Here is a 15,063-nt window from a genome sequence, read left to right as displayed (position 1 = left end):
TGGTGGGAGAGATGAGCTTCGACCTGGCCGTCTGGTATCAAGTGGGTCCGCTGACGGGCGACGAGGCATATGCCATCTACGACCGCTTGACGGATGGGATCGTGGGAGTTGTTGAGCCCAGTCCGGCGATCGCGGCATTTCTGGAGGATCTCCTGGAGGTCTTCCCTGATGATGACGATGACGACGATTCGTCGCCCTGGGCCTCGGGGATCTACTCCACCGATGAGTGCGTCCTGCTTGCGATATCCTGGTCCAGGGCGGAGGAGGTGGCGAGGGTTGTTGAACGCCTGGCCGCCAAGAATGCTCTGACTGTCTATGATCCTCAATCTCACCTCGTGAAAGGCCAGGCGGGATGAGTGGATGCGACACACCCGCGCGGTGCTGCGAGTCTGCCGATGTGGACGGTTCGGCAGCGCTGGCGCAGGGCGGCGAGCCGAGGACACGCACGGCCCGCCCCCACCTGTGACCCCTCAAGAACTGCGGAGCGGGATCACTCGGCGGGGGCGAAGCGTTCCAGGGCGGGCATGTAGCGGCGGTACGGGCCGACGTCGTCGCGGTAACGGCCCGCGAGGACCTCGCCGATCTGGGCCAGGTGGGTCAGGTCGTGGGCGACCCACGCGGACAGGACCTGCGACAGGGTCACCGTGCCGAACTCCGGATGGGTGCCGGTCAGCGTCAGATCGGACGGCGCGAGGAAGGACAGTCCCTCCAGCGAGCGCGCCCGCACCAGCCGGAAGCGGTCCAGCAGCGCGGCGACCGGCTCGCGGTCCCAGGTGAGCATGGCGACACGGTCGAAGGGCTCGAAGGTGCGGCCGGTGCCGTGGGTGACGATGAGCCGGATCCGTGGCAGCCAGTTGGTCTCGTCGCCGTGCAGGAGGTGGCCGGCGATGGCGTAGGCGCTCCAGGTGTCCGGGCCGTCGTCGCGGTGCAGCCACTCGTCGGGCAGGTCCAGCAGCAGGGCGGAGGCCACCGAGGGGGTACGGGCAAGCTGCGCGAGAGCGTCGGGGATGTCCATGAGGTCATGCTCGGCGCACGACGCGGCACCGGGACAGGTCCACCTCGAAACCACTGGCCTGGGACTCCGGTCGCGACGCTACGGTGAGGGCGTGATCGATGAGGCGAGACGGATCGCGGCCGAGCGGGGGCGGGTCGTCGCGATCGACCTGTCGCCGGAGGAGTACCAGGACCGGTGGCACGAGCTGGTCGACGAGCTGCACGGCGGTCCGCACTGCATGGGCGGCGGCTGGAGCACCCTGGTGCTCGCCGACCACCCGTACAGCTGGGAGCAGACCCCGTTCGGCAGCGCGCGAAACGCCGCCGAACGGGGCCGCACAAGAAAGATCTAGTGCCACTTCTGGTTGCTGGCGCCGTTGCAGGTCCAGATGTGCAGCTTCGATCCGTTGGCGGTGGCCACGTTCTGCACGTCGACGCACTTGTTGGCCTGCGGGTTCACCAGGTCGCCGGCCGAGTTCAACGTGAACTTCTGCGCGCCGGTGCCGTTGCAGGTCCACAGTTGCACGACCGTGCCGTCGGCGGTGCCGCCGCCGGAGACGTCCATGCACTTGCCGAGCGCGCGCACCGAGCCGTCCGAGGCGAACGTCCACTGCTGCGCGCCGGTGTTGTTGCAGTCCCAGATCTGCAGGCGGTTGCCGTCGACCGCGTTGGAGGAGGGGACGTCGATGCAGCGGTTGCTGCCGTTGCCGATGATCGGGCGGGCGGTGCCGGTGGAGCCGCAGGGCGGCGCGGTGTCGAACGTGTCGGTGAACGTGGTGCCGGCGGCGCGATAGGCAGCGGCCTGCGCGGTCGCCGCGGCCGGTGACAGGACCTGGTTGCGGGCGAAGAGGAACCAGTCGACCTGCTGGACGTAGGTGGAGGTGCCGCCGGTGTGGGTGGCGGTGTCGATGAACCACAGGTTCCAGTTCACGGTCATCGTCTGGCGCGGGTAGAACTTGCCGGAGTGATCGCCCACCAGGACGCCGTCGATGTAGTACTTGACGTGCCCGCCGGACACCTGGGTGACCAGGTCGTGCCAGCCGTCGTAGCTGCGGCGCTGCTCGGAGTGGGTGTTGTCGGCGAGCCACGGCTCGTTGCGGTACGTGTACCAGCTGGTCTGGTAGTTGATCGGGCCGGTCTCGCCCCAGCCGCCGTTCGGCAGGTACTCGGAGAAGTCCAGCTCGCTGTAGGTCGGGTCGAGGTCGCCGTTGAGCGGGCTGATCGCGAAGAACGTCTGGTTGACGTGGTCGCCGTCGTTGCCGGAGACCGGGGTGTCGGTGAAGCGGATCCGGCTCGCGTAGGTGCCCTCGAAGTAGCGCTTCTGCGACGAGTAGACCTCGGCGTGCTGGGTGCCGGCGCCGGTGCCGTTGGTCGACGCGGTCAGCTGCATGACCTTCTGCCCGCCGGAGGTGGGGAAGGTGATGTTGTTGGGGGACCAGGTGGCGCCGGGGACACCGGGGCCGCCGGCGTTGCCGCGGGGGACCCAGCCGTGGCCGGTGAAGCCGCCGTCGCCGGATGAGGCGTAGTTGAAGTCGTCGAACACGTTGCCGCAGCTGTTGGCGGCCGCACCGGCCTGGCCGGTGGTCGCGGCGGTCACCGCGATCGCGCCGAGCGAGGTCGCGAGGACCAGCGCGGCGGCCCCCAGTGCGGGGCGTCGTAGATGGCGGTTGATGGGCATGGCGAAGCCTCCCGAAGCATTCCGTTGGCGGTCGGAATTTTCATCGAGTATCGATGTGGATGAAAACTAAGCCCATCACTGCCGCGCGGTCAACTGGCAGAGAGACGGCCAAAGACCGACGAGAGATCGCTTTAAGGCCCGCATAAGGCGGCCGGCCCCACCGAAGCGGGACCGGCCGTCGAAAAAGGCGGGAAGGTCAGTACACCTCGAACTCGTAGATGCGGGTCGCGCCGCCGGTGCCCTGCTCGGCGGCCAGGACATTCATGCGGACGTAGCGGGCGGTGGCGGTGAACGTGTGCGACGAGACGCTCGCCGTGTTGCCGCGGACCTGCGAGACCGTGGTCCAGGTGGTCCCGTCGGAGGAGACCTGCAGGTCGAAGTCGCGGGTGTTCCAGGTGGTGGACTCGCCGCCGGCGCCGGCATGGCGGACCGTCACCGACTTGAGGGCCTTCGCCGAGCCGAGGTCGACCTGGAGGTACTTGGTCGCCGCAGTCGAGCAGAACTTGTCGCTGGTGCCGCCGGACACGCTGCCGTTGACGGCCTTGGCGGGGGACTCGCTGGTGTTGCAGGCGGCGGATCCGGTGGCGGGCCGGTTCAGCGCCAGGTTGGGGGAGCCGGCAGCGACATCGAACGAAGGCGGGGCGTCAGCAAGAGCGCTGCCCCAGGAAGAGGCGGTGGTGCCGACCGTGAAGGCCAGGGTCCCGCCGCCCGCGACGAAGGACTCCGGCAGCCACGCCCGGGTGGAGGCGGCGCCGTTGACCGTGAGGCTCTGCACGTAGGTGGCCGCGCCCGGTGCGGTGATGGTGATCGTCTTGCCGTTGCCGCGGTTGACGGTGACACCCGGGAAGAGCGGCGCGGACACCAGCAGCTCCGAGCGGCCCGGGGTCAGCGGGTGGATGCCCATCGCCGACCACACGTACCACGCGGACATGGCACCGAGGTCGTCCTGGCCGGGGATGCCGGACGGCGTCGGTGCCCACAGCGCGTTGAGCGTCTGGCGGATCGTCTGCTGCGCCTTGTCGGGGCGGCCGGCGAAGTTGTAGAGCCACGGCACCCAGATCGACGGCTCGTTGTCCATCTCCGACTTGGTGCCGCCGGCCCCGGTGAGCGCCCAGCTGCCGTCGCTGTTGTGGAAGAAGCCGTCGAGCCGGCTGACCGCGGTGGCGTTGCCGCCCATCCTGTCGAAGAGGCCGCGGACGTTGTGCGGCACCATCCAGGTGTACTGCGCGGCGCTGCCCTCGGCGAACCCGCTGTCACTGCCGGGGGAGAACGAGGGCCAGGTGCCGTTGTCGTCGCGGTTCTGAACGTACCCGCCGTTGGCCGGGTTGAAGACGTTCTTCCAGTACTGCGACCTGGCCAGGAACTGCTGCGCCGTGCTCGTGCTGCCGAGGCGCTGGGCCAGCTGCGAGACGCCGAAGTCGGCGACGGAGACCTCGAGGGTCTCACCGGCGCCGCCCCACGCGTTGCCGTTGGTCGGGATGTAGTTGATGGACAGCCACTTGTCCAGCGACGGCCGCTCGCCGACGACCATGACGTTCCAGCCGTCGCGGCTCAGGTCCGCGGCGGTGACGGTGGTCGCGGCGCTGACCATCGAGTTGAGCGCGCCGGTCGCGTCGAAGCCGGTGCCGCCGAACGCGTAGATGCTCGGCACCGCCGCGTGCGCCGGGTCGCCGGTCATGACGTGGGTGCCGCCCTGATTGTGGGTCCAGCGGTCCCAGACGCCACCGTTCTGGTTGGCCTGGTTGAGCAGCGACTGGGCGATGTCGGCGCCGACGTCCGGGCGCAGCAGGGTGACCAGCTGGACCTGCCCGCGGTACACGTCCCAGCCGGAGAAGTTGGCGTACTGCGCGTGCCCGCTCGCCGCCGTGTGCACCTGCTGGTCCATGCCGACGTACTGGCCGTTCACGTCGCTGAACACGTTGGGGTGCAGCAGCGCGTGGTACAGCGCGGTGTAGAAGGTCTGCAGCTGCGCGGTCGTGCCGCCGGTGACGTCGATGCGCCCGAGCTCGGTGTTCCACGCGTCGGTGGCCCGCTGGCGCACCGTGTCGAAGGTGGTCCCGGCCGGGTTCTCGGCGGCGAGGTTCGCCTGCGCGTTCGCCTGGCTCACGTACGAGATGCCGACCCGCACCCCGACCGCGGTGCCCTGGCTGAGGTCGAACGTGACGTAGCCGCCGGAGCCCTTGCCGGCGACCGGCCAGCCGTCGGTGCCGTAGGTGGTGCCGCCGGACGCCGAGGTCGTGCCGGGGCGCAGCGCGTTGTCCTGCCATGTGCCGACGCCGGCGAACGGCTTGTCGAACACCGCCGTGAAGTGCAGCGTGTAGTAGCTGCGCCGGCCGACGGCGTTGATGTAGCCGCAGAAGTTGCCGCTGGTCACCGAGCCGCTGATGGTGCGGTTCGCGGCGTCGATGTTCACCGTGGCGGCGCTGCTGCCGACCTCCGAGTTCGAGGTGCGCACCAACATCGAGGCGGTGCTGCCGACCGGGTACGTGAAGCGGCCCGAGCCGGTGCGGGTCGTCGCGGTCAGCTCGGCGTTCACCCCGGAGTTGAGCCCCACCCGGTAGTAGCCGGCGGTGGCGGTCTCGTTGCCGTGGGAGAAGCCGCTCGCGTACGTGGCGTCGGTGGTGTCCGCTGACGGCGACGAGCCCACGGTGCCGACGTGCGGCATGAAGGGGATGTCGCCGGAGCCGCCGGCGCAGCCGGTGCCCGACATGTGGGTCAGGCTGAACCCTCGCGTCCGGGTGGTGTTGTACCCGTAGCCGCCGGGCCGGACCGTGCGGGTCTGGTTCCCGCCGGTGTTCTCCGGGCTCCACTGCACCATCCCGTAGGGCGTGTCGGCGCCCGGGAACGTCTCGCCGCCGTTGGTGCCGACGAGCGTGTTGACGTAGCCGGCCGGGTTGGTGACCGCGAGCGCCGGCGCGGACGCCACCAGGGCCGTCCCCACGGCACCCACCAGCAACGTCGTCACGACGAGCACCCGCCCGCTTCCTGCTGTCCTCATAATGCCTCCCATACATCCAAGGATGTGAAAACTATGAGTATCTGTAGCCGCAGGTCAACGTCGTTGACATCGTTGGCACATTCTTTTCATCGACGACTGCCTTCGAGAGCGTCGGGGCAGCGGTGCCGAGCGCCGCGGCGCCGCAGATCGTCCGGGTCCGAAAGATCCGAAGTCGTGAATTTTCGCTGCATACGGCCGGTCTGTGGGTGATTCTCGGGGTGGATCTTCGAGGAGGTGCACGGTGCCAACGTGCAGCCGTCGCGACGTGTCGCGACTGATGGTGTTCGGCCTGGGCGTCACCGCTGGAGCGGGGCTCTTCATCCTTGCGTTCGCGAGCCGGGCGCTCGCCGCCGAGACGCCGCAGCCGTCCGGCGACGCGGCCCATCGGCAGCGCCCCGCGGCCGTCGCTCAGGCGGCCACGACCCCCGCGAAGACCCCCGCGAAGACCTCTGTGGAGGTCGCGGAGAAACCCCCCGCGGCGGCGACCGCGACGAAGCCGCCCTTGCCGCACCCGGCGCGGAGCACCGCGAAGGTGCCGGCGAAGAGTCCGGCGGCAACGCCGCCAACCGATGCCTCGGCGGCCCCGGCGGCGACGAAGACCACCGACGTCAAGCGGGTCACGAGGGTCACCACCGCCCCGGCGGTCACCGCCTCCCGCCCGGCCGGCATCGGGACCGCGCCACCGCCGGCGTCACCGCGACCCCGGGCAACGCCTCGGCCACCGTCTCCTGGACCGCGCCGGCCAGCACCGGCGCCGGCGTCGGCGTCGGCGGCTACACCGTCGTCGCCGCGCCCGGCGGCGCCACCTGCACCACCTCCGGCCTGAGCTGCACCGTGCCCGGCCTCGTCAACGGCCTGGGCTACACGTTCGCGGTCGTCGCGAACGGCACGGCCGGCCCCTCGGCGGCGAGCACGCCGTCGAACACGATCGTGCCGGACGTGCCGGTCGGCCCCTCCGCCGGCGTGCTGCAGGCGCCGGTCGGGGTGACCGCCACCGGCGAGGACCGGCAGGTCACCGTCAGGTGGACAGCCGCGCCGGACGGCGCGACGGCGTCGCGCTTCACCGCCACCGCCACACCCGGTGGGGCCACCTGCACCACGACCGGCATCACGTGCGTGATCACCGGGCTGACCAACGGCCGCGCCTATGTCATCACCGTCGTCGGGCACGCCGACCCCGGCGACGGCGTCGCCGACTCGGGCCCGAGCGCTCCCACCGGCGCGGTCTACCCCGGCGTGGCGACGCAGCCGCCGACCTCGGTGTACACCGTCGGGCGTGACAGCGGGCTCCTGGTGCGGTGGCACCCGCCGGTCGACGCCGGCACCGGTAACTGCCACTTCACGGCGACGACCGCGGACAACGGCCGTTGCGCGACCGTCAACGGCAGCATCGACCAGTGCATGATGTTCGTGCCGATCGGCAACGACTACCAGGTCCGGGTCGTCGCCCACGGCCTCTACGGCCATGACTCGCCGTCCGTCCTGGCCTACAACCGACGGTCCAGGGTTTGAGCGCTGTGTAGTTTGTCAACTACTGAAAGTGAAGATCACTCGAGGCGAGACCAACGGGGGTTTCAACGAGATGTCGCAGACACAGCAGCGCCCGAACAGCGGCCGGTTCCGGATACCGGTCGTGGTCGGGGCGGCGGGGTTCCTCGTCGCGCTGACCGGCGGGATCGTGCAGACGGCCGGCGCGCACGAGGCGGCGGGCGACGCGACGGCGCGGGTCGCGCAGACCCTGCCGCCGTTCGGCGACCCGAGCACCGCGGTGCCGCCGGACCCGTCGATGAGCTCGGACGTGGGGCCGTTCGCGACCCGGGACCCGTCGTGCTCCATGGACCCGACGGACCCGGGCGCGTCCGCTGGACCGTTCGGCAGCCCGGCGCCAGGGATGACGCCGGACCCGGGCATGACACCTGACCCGAACGCGACGCCAGGCACCGGCATGCCGCCGGACCCGGGTCTGCCCGGGACGTTCGCGACGACGGACCCGGCCGACCCGTGGGGGACGACGGATCCCGGAGCCGTGGACCCGTCCGCGACGCCGACGCCCGCGACGGTGGACCCGTGGGGGACGACGGATCCCGCAGCGGTGGACCCGTTCGCGACGACGGTGCCGGCGACGGACCCGAACCCGCCGGGTCCGGGCGCCACCATGGACCCGTCCGCGACCGGCCCGGCGATCATCATCCCGCCGGGGATGAACGGCACCACGCCGATGGCGACGCCCAGCGACAGCACGGCACCGGTGCCCGGCACCACGCCGTCCTGCGCCGGCGTCCCGGTGCCGATCCCGACCGACACGGTGGTGCCCATCCCCACCGTGGGCTGAGCACCGCACGCCGCGGGGCCGCACGGAGGCGGCCCCGCGTCAGGGATACGCATCGGACGATGTCAGCGGTTAAGGTCCAACCGTGACCGGAAGACTGCTGGCGATCAGTGATCTGCATGTGTCGTATCAGGAGAACAGGGAGATCGTCGAGCAGCTGAAACCGACGCACGACGACGACTGGCTGATCGTCGCCGGCGACGTGGGGGAGAAGCTCGCCGACGTCGAGTGGACCCTGCGGACGCTGCGGGACCGCTTCGCGAACCTGATCTGGGTGCCGGGCAACCACGAGCTGTGGACCACCCGCGACGACCCTGACCAGTCGCGGGGCGAGGAGCGGTACCGCCGGCTCGTGGCGATGTGCCGCACCATCGGGGTGGTCACGCCCGAGGACCCCTATCCGGTGTGGGACGGCCTCGGCGGGCCGGTGATCGTGGCCCCGCTCTTCGTGCTCTACGACTACTCGTGGTGGCCGGCGGGCACGTCGAGCACCGAGGAGGCCATGGCCACCGCGCAGGCCGCCGGGATCGTCGGCACCGACGAGGTGCTGCTGCACTTCGACCCGTACACCGGCCGCGACGCCTGGTGCCGCGCCAGGGTCGAGCTCACCGAGCCCCGGCTGCAGGCCGCCGCCGACGAGCTGCCCACCGTGCTGGTCAACCACTTCCCCCTGGTGCGCCACCCCACGGACGTGCTGCGCTACCCGGAGTTCGCGCTGTGGTGCGGCACCGATCTGACCGCCGGATGGCCGACCCGTTTCAGGGCGCGCGAGGTGGTGTACGGACACCTCCACATCCCCAGAACGACGTGGCAGGACGGCGTGCGGCACCAGGAGGTCTCCGTCGGCTATCCGCGGGAGTGGAACCGCCGCGCGACACCTCCCGGGAGGCTCGTGTCGGTCATGGAACGATGACCAGCTTTCCCCGGGCGTGGCCCGCCGCGACCTCGGCGAGGGCGGCGGCCGCGTCCGCGAGCGGGTAGGTCGCGCCCACCGGCGGGATCAGCGCGCCCGCCTCGACGAGCCCGGCGAGCGTGACCAGGTCGTCCCGGCGGTCCCGGGCGACGAAGGTGGCCATGCGCTGGCGGGTGAAGAGCCCGGTGAGCCTGGCGGCGACGATGCGGTCGAGCCCGGCGAGCCGCCCGCGGCCGCTGTTGGGGATCAGGACACCGGCCGGGGCGAGCACCCGCCGGACCCGCGGCAGCGGCCGGGCCGCGACGTTGTCGAGGATGACGTCGTAGCGGGTGTCGCCGGCCGTGAAGTCCTCCCGGGTGTGGTCGATGACGTGGTCGGCGCCGAGGGCCCGGACCCGCTGCACACTGCCGGTGCCGCAGACGCCGGTGACCTCGGCGCCGAAGTGCCTGGCGAGCTGCACGGCGAAGCCGCCGATCCCGCCGCCCGCGCCGACGACGAGGACCCGCTGCCCGGCGCGTACGCGCGCGACGTCGCGGATCGCCTGCAACGCTGTCGTGCCCGCGAGGGGTACCGCCGCCGCATCGGGAAACGTCATGGCCTCCGGCTTCGCGGCCAGGTCGTCCTCGGCGGCGACGGCGAGCTCCGCGAACGCGCCCGTGCACCGGCCGAAGACGGCGTCGCCGGGCCGCAGGCGGGTCACGCCGGGACCGGCCGCCTCGACGACCCCGGCGACGTCACCGCCGGGGATCCTCCGCCGCGGCCGGCGCAGCCCGGTGCCGAGCCGCACCAGGCGCGGCACGCCGGTGACGAAGTAGACGTCGGCCGGGTTGACCGACGTCGCGGCGACCCGCACCAGCACCTGACGCTCGCCGGGCGCCGGTGGGTCGGCGTCCCGCAGCCGCAGCACGTCCCGCGGGTCGCCGTACACGTCCTGGACCATCGCCTTCACGACGCCACCTCTCACACCTGCTCGACACCTGTAAGAGAATTCTTACACGCGTCAGCAAGTGCTGGCATCAGGCGGTCTTGGCGACGGCCTTCTGGAGCCGGTCGAGCAGGCGGAGCTCCAGGTCGATGTCGGTCTGCCGGATGCTGGCGATCAGCACCGTGTCCACGCCGCTGCCCTCGAGGCGGGCGATGTCCTCGGCGACCTGCTCCGGCGCCCCGCCGAGGAAGGGCCGTCCCTGATCCAGGGGGTCGTCGGTGAGCGGCACGTTGGCGCGGGCGACGACGCTGAGCGCCGCGGCGTCCCGGCCCGCCTCCGTGGCGAGCCGGCGGAACGTGGCCACCGTCCCGGTCAGCTGCTCCGCGGAGAACGCGATCGGGTTGAAGCCGTCGGCGATCCGGGCGGCCCGCGCGATCCCGGCCGGGCTGGTGGAGCCGAACAGGATCGGGATCGTCGGCTGCACCGGCTTCGGGTTCACCTCCGAGGCCTCGATCCGGTAGAAGCGGCCCTGGAACTGCGAGGGGTCCGGTCCCCAGCAGGCCCGCAGCGCCGCGACGACCTCGTCCATCCCGGCGCCCATGCGCTTCATCGGTACATTGGCGGCCTCGAACTCCTGGGGCATCCACCCCTGGCCGAGACCCGCGATCGCCCGCCCGCCGCTGAACTGGTCGAGGGTCGCGAAGCGGCGGGCGAGGACGATCGGCGGGTGCAGCAGCGCGTCGATGACGCTGGTGCCGAGCTTGATGGTGTCGGTCATGCCGGCGACGTAGCTCAGCGTCTCGAGGGGCTCGTAGGTCAGCCGGTACGTCTCGGGGATGCGCGCGGGCGGGGCGCCGAACATGGAGATCTCCGCCATCGGCCGGAGCAGCCGCTCGTAGGTCCACACCGAGTGGTACCCGAGGCGTTCTGCCTCCCTCGCGACCCGCGCGATGTTCGCCGGTCCCGCGAGAGCGCCGCCGGTTGGCAACTGGACGCCGAGCTGCATCCGCTTCCCCTATTCGTAGATCGAAATCCTTCCTCCCAAACGTGACATCCCGGCGGGCGGTTCACCATGGTCCACCCAGTCAGTAGGGGGCCACGCCGTAGGCGGTCGCGGCCCGCCGGACCGACGAGTAGTAGCTGGCCCCGCCGGTGGCGCAGTTGCCGCTGCCGCCCCAGTTGACGCCGATGCCCACGGTGCCGGCGAAGAGGGGGCCGCCGCTCTCGCCGGGTTCGCTGCACACGGTCGTGCGGATCATGTTGTACAGCGTGCCGCCGGCATAGTTGACGGTGACGTTGAGCGACGTGATCGTGCCGCTGCGGACGCCGTTCGGGCCGGTGCGGCGCACGGCCTGGCCCACGGTGCCGGAGCCGAACGCGGAGATCGGCTGCAGCCCGGCGGCGAACAGGTTGACCGCGCTGGGCTTGGCGACGGTGGTGTTGGTGTACCGCACGAGGGCGTAGTCGGAGCTCGGGTCCCGGGCGGCGACGACGCCGAGGACGGTGCTGGTGCCGGTGCCCGCGTAGACGGTCGCGCCGACCGCCGGGACGCAGTGCGCCGCGGCGATGAAGTAGTACGTGGCGCCCGCCCTGGCGTTGAAACCGACCAGGCAGCGCCCGCCCAGCGCGCCGGCGTTGAAGACGTCGCCGCCGGCGATGTGCGGTTTCCTCGTGCCCGGCTCGCGCAGCACCGTGCCGCCCGCGCTCGCGACGGCCCTGGTCAGCGCGGCGGCCGTGGACGGGCGGACCGAGTCGTCGATGCTGAGCACGGTCGTGCCGTGCTCGGTCCACCAGGCGGTGCCGGGGGTTGTCGCGTACGCCTGTACGGGTGCGGCTGCGGCGTCCGTCGCGGGCAGCAGGATCGCCGCTGCCACCAGGACGCTTCCGAGGATTCGGCGCATGGCCCCTCCATCTAGAGATGTAAATCTCTAGATGGTATCGGCATCAGTGCCCGGAGTGGTTGCGCTGGCGGCAGCGGGCCCGTGCCAGGAGCTCGTGCATGCGCGGCGCGGCCTCCTCGGCGGTGCGCAGCGGCGCGCTGAACGGCAGCTGCACGTCGCGGTGGCGGGCGGCGAACTCCAACCGGAGCACCACGCCGAAGCGGTCCATCCGCACCGGCACGATGCGGTGCACGCCGTGCAGGTGGTGCGGCGCGATCAGCCGCGACAGGTGCTCGATCGCCTCCGGGTGCGCGCCGGTCAGATGGCACAGCAGGTCCGCCTCATGGGCGGCGAGGGGGTCGGGCCGGGCCGCGGCGAACTCGTCGGCCTCCACCGCGATCTCGCCGAGGATCCCGTCGGTCAGCGTGGCCGACGCGAGCTCCAGCACCACCCGCAGGTCGCCGTCGGATTCGCCGGCCGGCTGGAGCCATCCCTCGTACGTGGCGCGCGATCGGACCCGGTTCGTGGAGCGGACCGGCGTGGGGGCGATGTCGGTGATCTCGATCACCGCGCCCAGATCGGGCTCCGCCTCGACGAGCTGGGCGACATGACTGCCCGCGGGCAGCTCCACGATCACGCGGCCGGCCCCGTCGACGTGATGGCGGCCGATGAGGTCGCAGCGGTGGCCGGGGATGTGCAGCGTCAGGGATGACGCGGCCTCCAGCAGCGTGCGGAGCCGTTCCGCGGCGGTGGGGAGCTTGATCCCGGGCATGGCGACCTCCTAAGGTTAGGCTTACCTTAGTGGAGAGGGCACGAATGAACCAGTCCCGGCCGAAGGTTCGGCTGTCGCGGGCGCTCGGCATAGCGCTGACCCCCAAATGCGTGAAGTACTTCGAGCGGCGGCCCTTCCCGCCGGGGCAGCACGGCCGGGCCCGCCCGAAGCACAGTGACTACAAGGTCCGGCTCCTGGAGAAGCAGCGGCTGAAGGCGCAGTACAACCTGCGGGAGGGCCAGCTGCGGCACGCCTTCGACCGTGCGGCGAGCCGGCCCGGCAAGACCGGCGAGGAGCTGATCGTCGACCTGGAGACCCGGCTCGACGCGCTGGTCCTGCGGGCCGGCTTCGCCCGGACGATCTACCAGGCGCGGCAGGTCGTCACGCACCAGCACCTGACGGTCAACGGCCGCCGGGTCGACCGGCCGTCGGCGCGGCTTCGCCCCGGTGACGTGATCGAGGTGGCCGAGCGCAGCCGGCAGAAGACGCCGTTCGTCGTCGCCGCGGCCGGCGCGCACGCCGGCGAGCGGACCGCGCCGTACCTGAGCGTCGACCTGTCCGGCCTCACCGCGCGGCTCGTCCGCCTGCCGCTGCGCCGCGAGATCCCCGTGATCTGCGACGAGCAGCTCATCGTGGAGTTCTACAGCCGCTGACACCTACCATGGTGACCAGTGGAAACCTACGACGTGATCGTGATCGGGCTCGGCGGGATGGGCAGCGCGGCCGCGCACCATCTCGCCGCCCGTGGGCAGCGGGTCCTCGGCCTCGACCGCTTCGGACCCGCCCATGACCAGGGCGCCAGCCACGGCGGGTCGCGCATCACCCGCCAGTCCTATTTCGAGGATCCGGCATATGTACCGCTGCTGCTGCGCTCCTACGAGCTCTGGGCGGCGCTCGAGCGTGACTCCGGCCGCTCGCTGACGGACCTGTGCGGCGGGCTGATGCTCGGCGCGCCCGACAGCCTCACCGTCGCGGGGAGCCGGTTGTCGGCCGAGCAGTGGGGCCTGCCGCACGAGATCCTCGCTTCTTCCGAGATCCGCCGGCGGTTTCCCAATCTGCGCCCCGCGTCGCATGAGATCGGCCTGTATGAGCCGCAGGCCGGATACGTCCGCCCCGAGGAGACCGTCCGGGCCAACCTCGCACTCGCCGCGCTGCACGGTGCCGCGCTGCACTTCGAGGAACCGGTGTCGGCTTGGACCTCGTCCCCGGACGGCGTCGTCGTCCGCACGGCCGCGGCTTCCTACTCCGCCGGTTCGCTGGTCGTCTGCCCCGGGCCGTGGGCGCCGTCGCTGCTCGCCGACCTGGGGATCGCGTTCTCCGTCGAGCGGCAGGTGCAGTTCTTCTTCCAGCCCGAGGGCGGCGTCTCCGGCTACCTGCCGGACCGCCAGCCGATCTTCATCTGGGAGGGTCCGCCGGGGATGCAGGTGTATGGGTTCCCCGCACTGGACGGGCCTTCCGGCGGGGTCAAGGTCGCGTTCTTCCGGGGCGGCGAGGTGACCACGCCGTCGACGATCGACCGCTCGATCCGCCCCTCCGAGATCGCGGACGTCGCGGCGCATCTCGAATCGCGGGTGCCCGGGCTCGCCGGGCGCTATCTGGGTGGCAAGACCTGCATGTACACCAACACGCTCGATCACCACTTCGTCATCGGGCGGCATCCCGGGCACGCGAACGTCACGGTGGCGTGCGGCTTCTCCGGGCACGGGTTCAAGTTCGTGCCGGTGGTCGGGGAGATCCTCGCTGATCTGACGCTCACCGGTGCGACGGATCACCCGATCGGGTTGTTCGATCCCCTCCGCTTCTGATGCTCACCCCTGACGAACTGCGGGACGAGACGTGCGTCGCATGTCCGGGACAGCGGCTGCCGATGGGGGCCTTCGACGTCGCGCCGCGGCCGTCGCCGGCCATCCCCTTCTCGGCCGCGCTGGGCTATCGCGTGACCGCGGACACAGGCGTGCCGACCTGCGTGCATCCGTTCCGTGTCTGCGTGCCACCCGGAGCGTATTTTTCCTCGGGCGTGCCGCTTCCTCCGGTGGGCTCCGCACCGCCGCCTCCCGACGATCCGGAGTTGCCGCCGGACGCGACGCTGCTGGAGGCGTGGCTGCTCGCGGTCGTCCGCGGCGCGCCTGCTGTGGGGCTCGGGGTCGCCCTCGCGAGGGCCGAAGCGCTCGCCGCAACCCGGTTCTCACCTGCGGAAATACTGGTCGCGATGCGCCGGGTCCTGCGGGGGTGTTGACAGGCCGGTCCGGGACGAGTAAGTTTGCACAGCCAGCACGAGCCGGGCGGGTGTGTCGCACAGCGACCATCGGCCGGTGTGCGAGGCCATCCGACAGTTCACTCACCTAACGGTGAGCGTCAGCACGGGTGTGTTCGGGCGATGCTAGCGAATCCCCTGGGAATCGCGATTTGGCGAAATCGACCGAGACGTTCTACAGTAATGAAGGCCCCGAGAGAGCGCCTCAACAAAGAGGCGGTTTCAAGGTGTGTGTTGGTTGTTTGAGAACTCAACAGGGTGCTTGTTAAGCCAGTGCCAATTGATTGACCCCGTGCCGCGGTCTTTGGATCGTGGGCGGAG

Annotated in this window: 16 protein-coding genes; 8 read left to right on the top strand and 8 right to left on the bottom strand. The window is 71.1% G+C overall.

What is annotated here, in order from left to right; genetic code table 11:
* Window positions 1–11 precede the first annotated feature (11 nt).
* Window positions 12–356, top strand: a complete 345-nt coding sequence (locus ABZS58_RS43990; protein WP_354790060.1) for a hypothetical protein — start codon at window positions 12–14, stop codon at window positions 354–356.
* Window positions 357–490: 134 nt separating this feature from the next.
* Here the strand turns inward: ABZS58_RS43990 and ABZS58_RS43985 are convergent, their stop codons facing one another.
* Entirely contained in the window at window positions 491–1,015 is a 525-nt protein-coding gene (locus tag ABZS58_RS43985; protein ID WP_354790058.1) for a DinB family protein, read from the bottom strand.
* A gap of 91 nt (window positions 1,016–1,106) precedes the next feature.
* Here ABZS58_RS43985 and ABZS58_RS43980 point away from each other — a divergent pair, with 91 nt between their 5' ends.
* Window positions 1,107–1,346, top strand: a complete 240-nt coding sequence (locus ABZS58_RS43980) for a hypothetical protein (protein WP_354790057.1) — start codon at window positions 1,107–1,109, stop codon at window positions 1,344–1,346.
* Here the strand turns inward: ABZS58_RS43980 and ABZS58_RS43975 are convergent.
* From ABZS58_RS43975 to ABZS58_RS43965, 3 genes are all read right to left on the bottom strand, one after another.
* Window positions 1,343–2,671 carry a ricin-type beta-trefoil lectin domain protein gene (locus ABZS58_RS43975; protein ID WP_354790056.1) on the bottom strand — a complete coding sequence of 443 codons (1,329 nt, stop codon included), beginning with the start codon at window positions 2,669–2,671 and terminating at the stop codon, window positions 1,343–1,345. The two genes, ABZS58_RS43980 and ABZS58_RS43975, sit on opposite strands and share 4 nt — an antisense overlap.
* Before the next feature lie 196 nt (window positions 2,672–2,867).
* Window positions 2,868–5,669 carry a GH92 family glycosyl hydrolase gene (locus tag ABZS58_RS43970; protein ID WP_354790055.1) on the bottom strand — a complete coding sequence of 934 codons (2,802 nt, stop codon included), beginning with the start codon at window positions 5,667–5,669 and terminating at the stop codon, window positions 2,868–2,870.
* A gap of 408 nt (window positions 5,670–6,077) precedes the next feature.
* Complete coding sequence (locus ABZS58_RS43965) at window positions 6,078–6,338, bottom strand: hypothetical protein (protein WP_354790054.1); 261 nt, start codon at window positions 6,336–6,338, stop codon at window positions 6,078–6,080.
* Window positions 6,339–6,503: 165 nt separating this feature from the next.
* Here ABZS58_RS43965 and ABZS58_RS43960 point away from each other — a divergent pair, with 165 nt between their 5' ends.
* The 3 genes from ABZS58_RS43960 to ABZS58_RS43950 all read left to right on the top strand — a co-directional run bounded on the left by ABZS58_RS43960 (window position 6,504) and on the right by ABZS58_RS43950 (window position 8,911).
* Window positions 6,504–7,181, top strand: coding sequence for a hypothetical protein (locus tag ABZS58_RS43960; protein WP_354790053.1), 678 nt, complete (start codon window positions 6,504–6,506; stop codon window positions 7,179–7,181).
* Window positions 7,182–7,209: 28 nt separating this feature from the next.
* Entirely contained in the window at window positions 7,210–8,001 is a 792-nt protein-coding gene (locus tag ABZS58_RS43955) for a hypothetical protein (protein WP_354790051.1), read from the top strand.
* Between the two features lie 82 nt (window positions 8,002–8,083).
* Window positions 8,084–8,911: a metallophosphoesterase gene (locus tag ABZS58_RS43950; RefSeq protein ID WP_354790049.1), complete on the top strand. Its 828-nt coding sequence runs from the start codon at window positions 8,084–8,086 to the stop codon at window positions 8,909–8,911.
* Here the strand turns inward: ABZS58_RS43950 and ABZS58_RS43945 are convergent.
* The 4 genes from ABZS58_RS43945 to ABZS58_RS43930 all read right to left on the bottom strand — a co-directional run bounded on the left by ABZS58_RS43945 (window position 8,898) and on the right by ABZS58_RS43930 (window position 12,488).
* Window positions 8,898–9,851 (bottom strand): NAD(P)-dependent alcohol dehydrogenase, encoded by a 954-nt coding sequence (locus tag ABZS58_RS43945; protein ID WP_354790099.1) that lies wholly within the window; start codon window positions 9,849–9,851, stop codon window positions 8,898–8,900. The genes ABZS58_RS43950 and ABZS58_RS43945 overlap by 14 nt on opposite strands.
* A 76-nt stretch (window positions 9,852–9,927) precedes the next feature.
* On the bottom strand, window positions 9,928–10,842 hold the full coding sequence (locus ABZS58_RS43940; RefSeq protein ID WP_354790047.1) for a TIGR03619 family F420-dependent LLM class oxidoreductase: 915 nt from the start codon (window positions 10,840–10,842) through the stop codon (window positions 9,928–9,930).
* A 79-nt stretch (window positions 10,843–10,921) separates the two neighbouring features.
* The gene (locus ABZS58_RS43935) at window positions 10,922–11,737 is read right to left on the bottom strand and encodes a S1 family peptidase (RefSeq protein ID WP_354790046.1); all 816 of its coding nucleotides are present in this window, start codon (window positions 11,735–11,737) and stop codon (window positions 10,922–10,924) included.
* Window positions 11,738–11,780: 43 nt separating this feature from the next.
* Complete coding sequence (locus ABZS58_RS43930) at window positions 11,781–12,488, bottom strand: DUF2470 domain-containing protein (protein WP_354790045.1); 708 nt, start codon at window positions 12,486–12,488, stop codon at window positions 11,781–11,783.
* 44 nt (window positions 12,489–12,532) lie between these two features.
* Between ABZS58_RS43930 and rpsD the strand changes: the two genes are divergently transcribed.
* From rpsD to ABZS58_RS43915, 3 genes are read left to right on the top strand one after another with little or no spacing between them, the layout of a single operon-like run.
* On the top strand, window positions 12,533–13,141 hold the full coding sequence (gene rpsD, locus ABZS58_RS43925; RefSeq protein ID WP_354790098.1) for a 30S ribosomal protein S4: 609 nt from the start codon (window positions 12,533–12,535) through the stop codon (window positions 13,139–13,141).
* An 18-nt stretch (window positions 13,142–13,159) separates the two neighbouring features.
* A complete protein-coding gene (gene solA / locus ABZS58_RS43920) occupies window positions 13,160–14,293 on the top strand; it encodes an N-methyl-L-tryptophan oxidase (RefSeq protein WP_354790044.1) in 1,134 nt (377 codons plus the stop codon).
* Window positions 14,293–14,724: a hypothetical protein gene (locus tag ABZS58_RS43915; protein WP_354790042.1), complete on the top strand. Its 432-nt coding sequence runs from the start codon at window positions 14,293–14,295 to the stop codon at window positions 14,722–14,724. The genes solA and ABZS58_RS43915 overlap by 1 nt, the downstream gene beginning before the upstream one ends.
* Window positions 14,725–15,063 lie beyond the last annotated feature (339 nt).

The organism is Dactylosporangium sp. NPDC005555 (assembly GCF_040605635.1).
GTDB lineage: Bacteria > Actinomycetota > Actinomycetes > Mycobacteriales > Micromonosporaceae > Dactylosporangium.
Note: the sequence above shows the minus strand (reverse complement) of the source record. Positions and strands in the feature narration are given on the sequence as shown.

What these genes read in the sequence shown, in the direction of transcription:
- ABZS58_RS43990 (WP_354790060.1), top strand. Translation starts at nt 12, where the DNA reads ATGAGCTTCGACCTGGCCGTCTGGTATCAAGTGGGTCCGCTGACGGGC.
- ABZS58_RS43935 (WP_354790046.1), bottom strand. Translation starts at nt 11,737, where the DNA reads ATGCGCCGAATCCTCGGAAGCGTCCTGGTGGCAGCGGCGATCCTGCTG.
- rpsD (WP_354790098.1), top strand. Translation starts at nt 12,533, where the DNA reads ATGAACCAGTCCCGGCCGAAGGTTCGGCTGTCGCGGGCGCTCGGCATA.
- ABZS58_RS43930 (WP_354790045.1), bottom strand. Translation starts at nt 12,488, where the DNA reads ATGCCCGGGATCAAGCTCCCCACCGCCGCGGAACGGCTCCGCACGCTG.
- ABZS58_RS43945 (WP_354790099.1), bottom strand. Translation starts at nt 9,851, where the DNA reads ATGGTCCAGGACGTGTACGGCGACCCGCGGGACGTGCTGCGGCTGCGG.
- ABZS58_RS43985 (WP_354790058.1), bottom strand. Translation starts at nt 1,015, where the DNA reads ATGGACATCCCCGACGCTCTCGCGCAGCTTGCCCGTACCCCCTCGGTG.
- ABZS58_RS43970 (WP_354790055.1), bottom strand. Translation starts at nt 5,669, where the DNA reads ATGAGGACAGCAGGAAGCGGGCGGGTGCTCGTCGTGACGACGTTGCTG.
- ABZS58_RS43975 (WP_354790056.1), bottom strand. Translation starts at nt 2,671, where the DNA reads ATGCCCATCAACCGCCATCTACGACGCCCCGCACTGGGGGCCGCCGCG.
- ABZS58_RS43940 (WP_354790047.1), bottom strand. Translation starts at nt 10,842, where the DNA reads ATGCAGCTCGGCGTCCAGTTGCCAACCGGCGGCGCTCTCGCGGGACCG.
- ABZS58_RS43965 (WP_354790054.1), bottom strand. Translation starts at nt 6,338, where the DNA reads ATGCCGGCCGGGCGGGAGGCGGTGACCGCCGGGGCGGTGGTGACCCTC.
- ABZS58_RS43915 (WP_354790042.1), top strand. Translation starts at nt 14,293, where the DNA reads ATGCTCACCCCTGACGAACTGCGGGACGAGACGTGCGTCGCATGTCCG.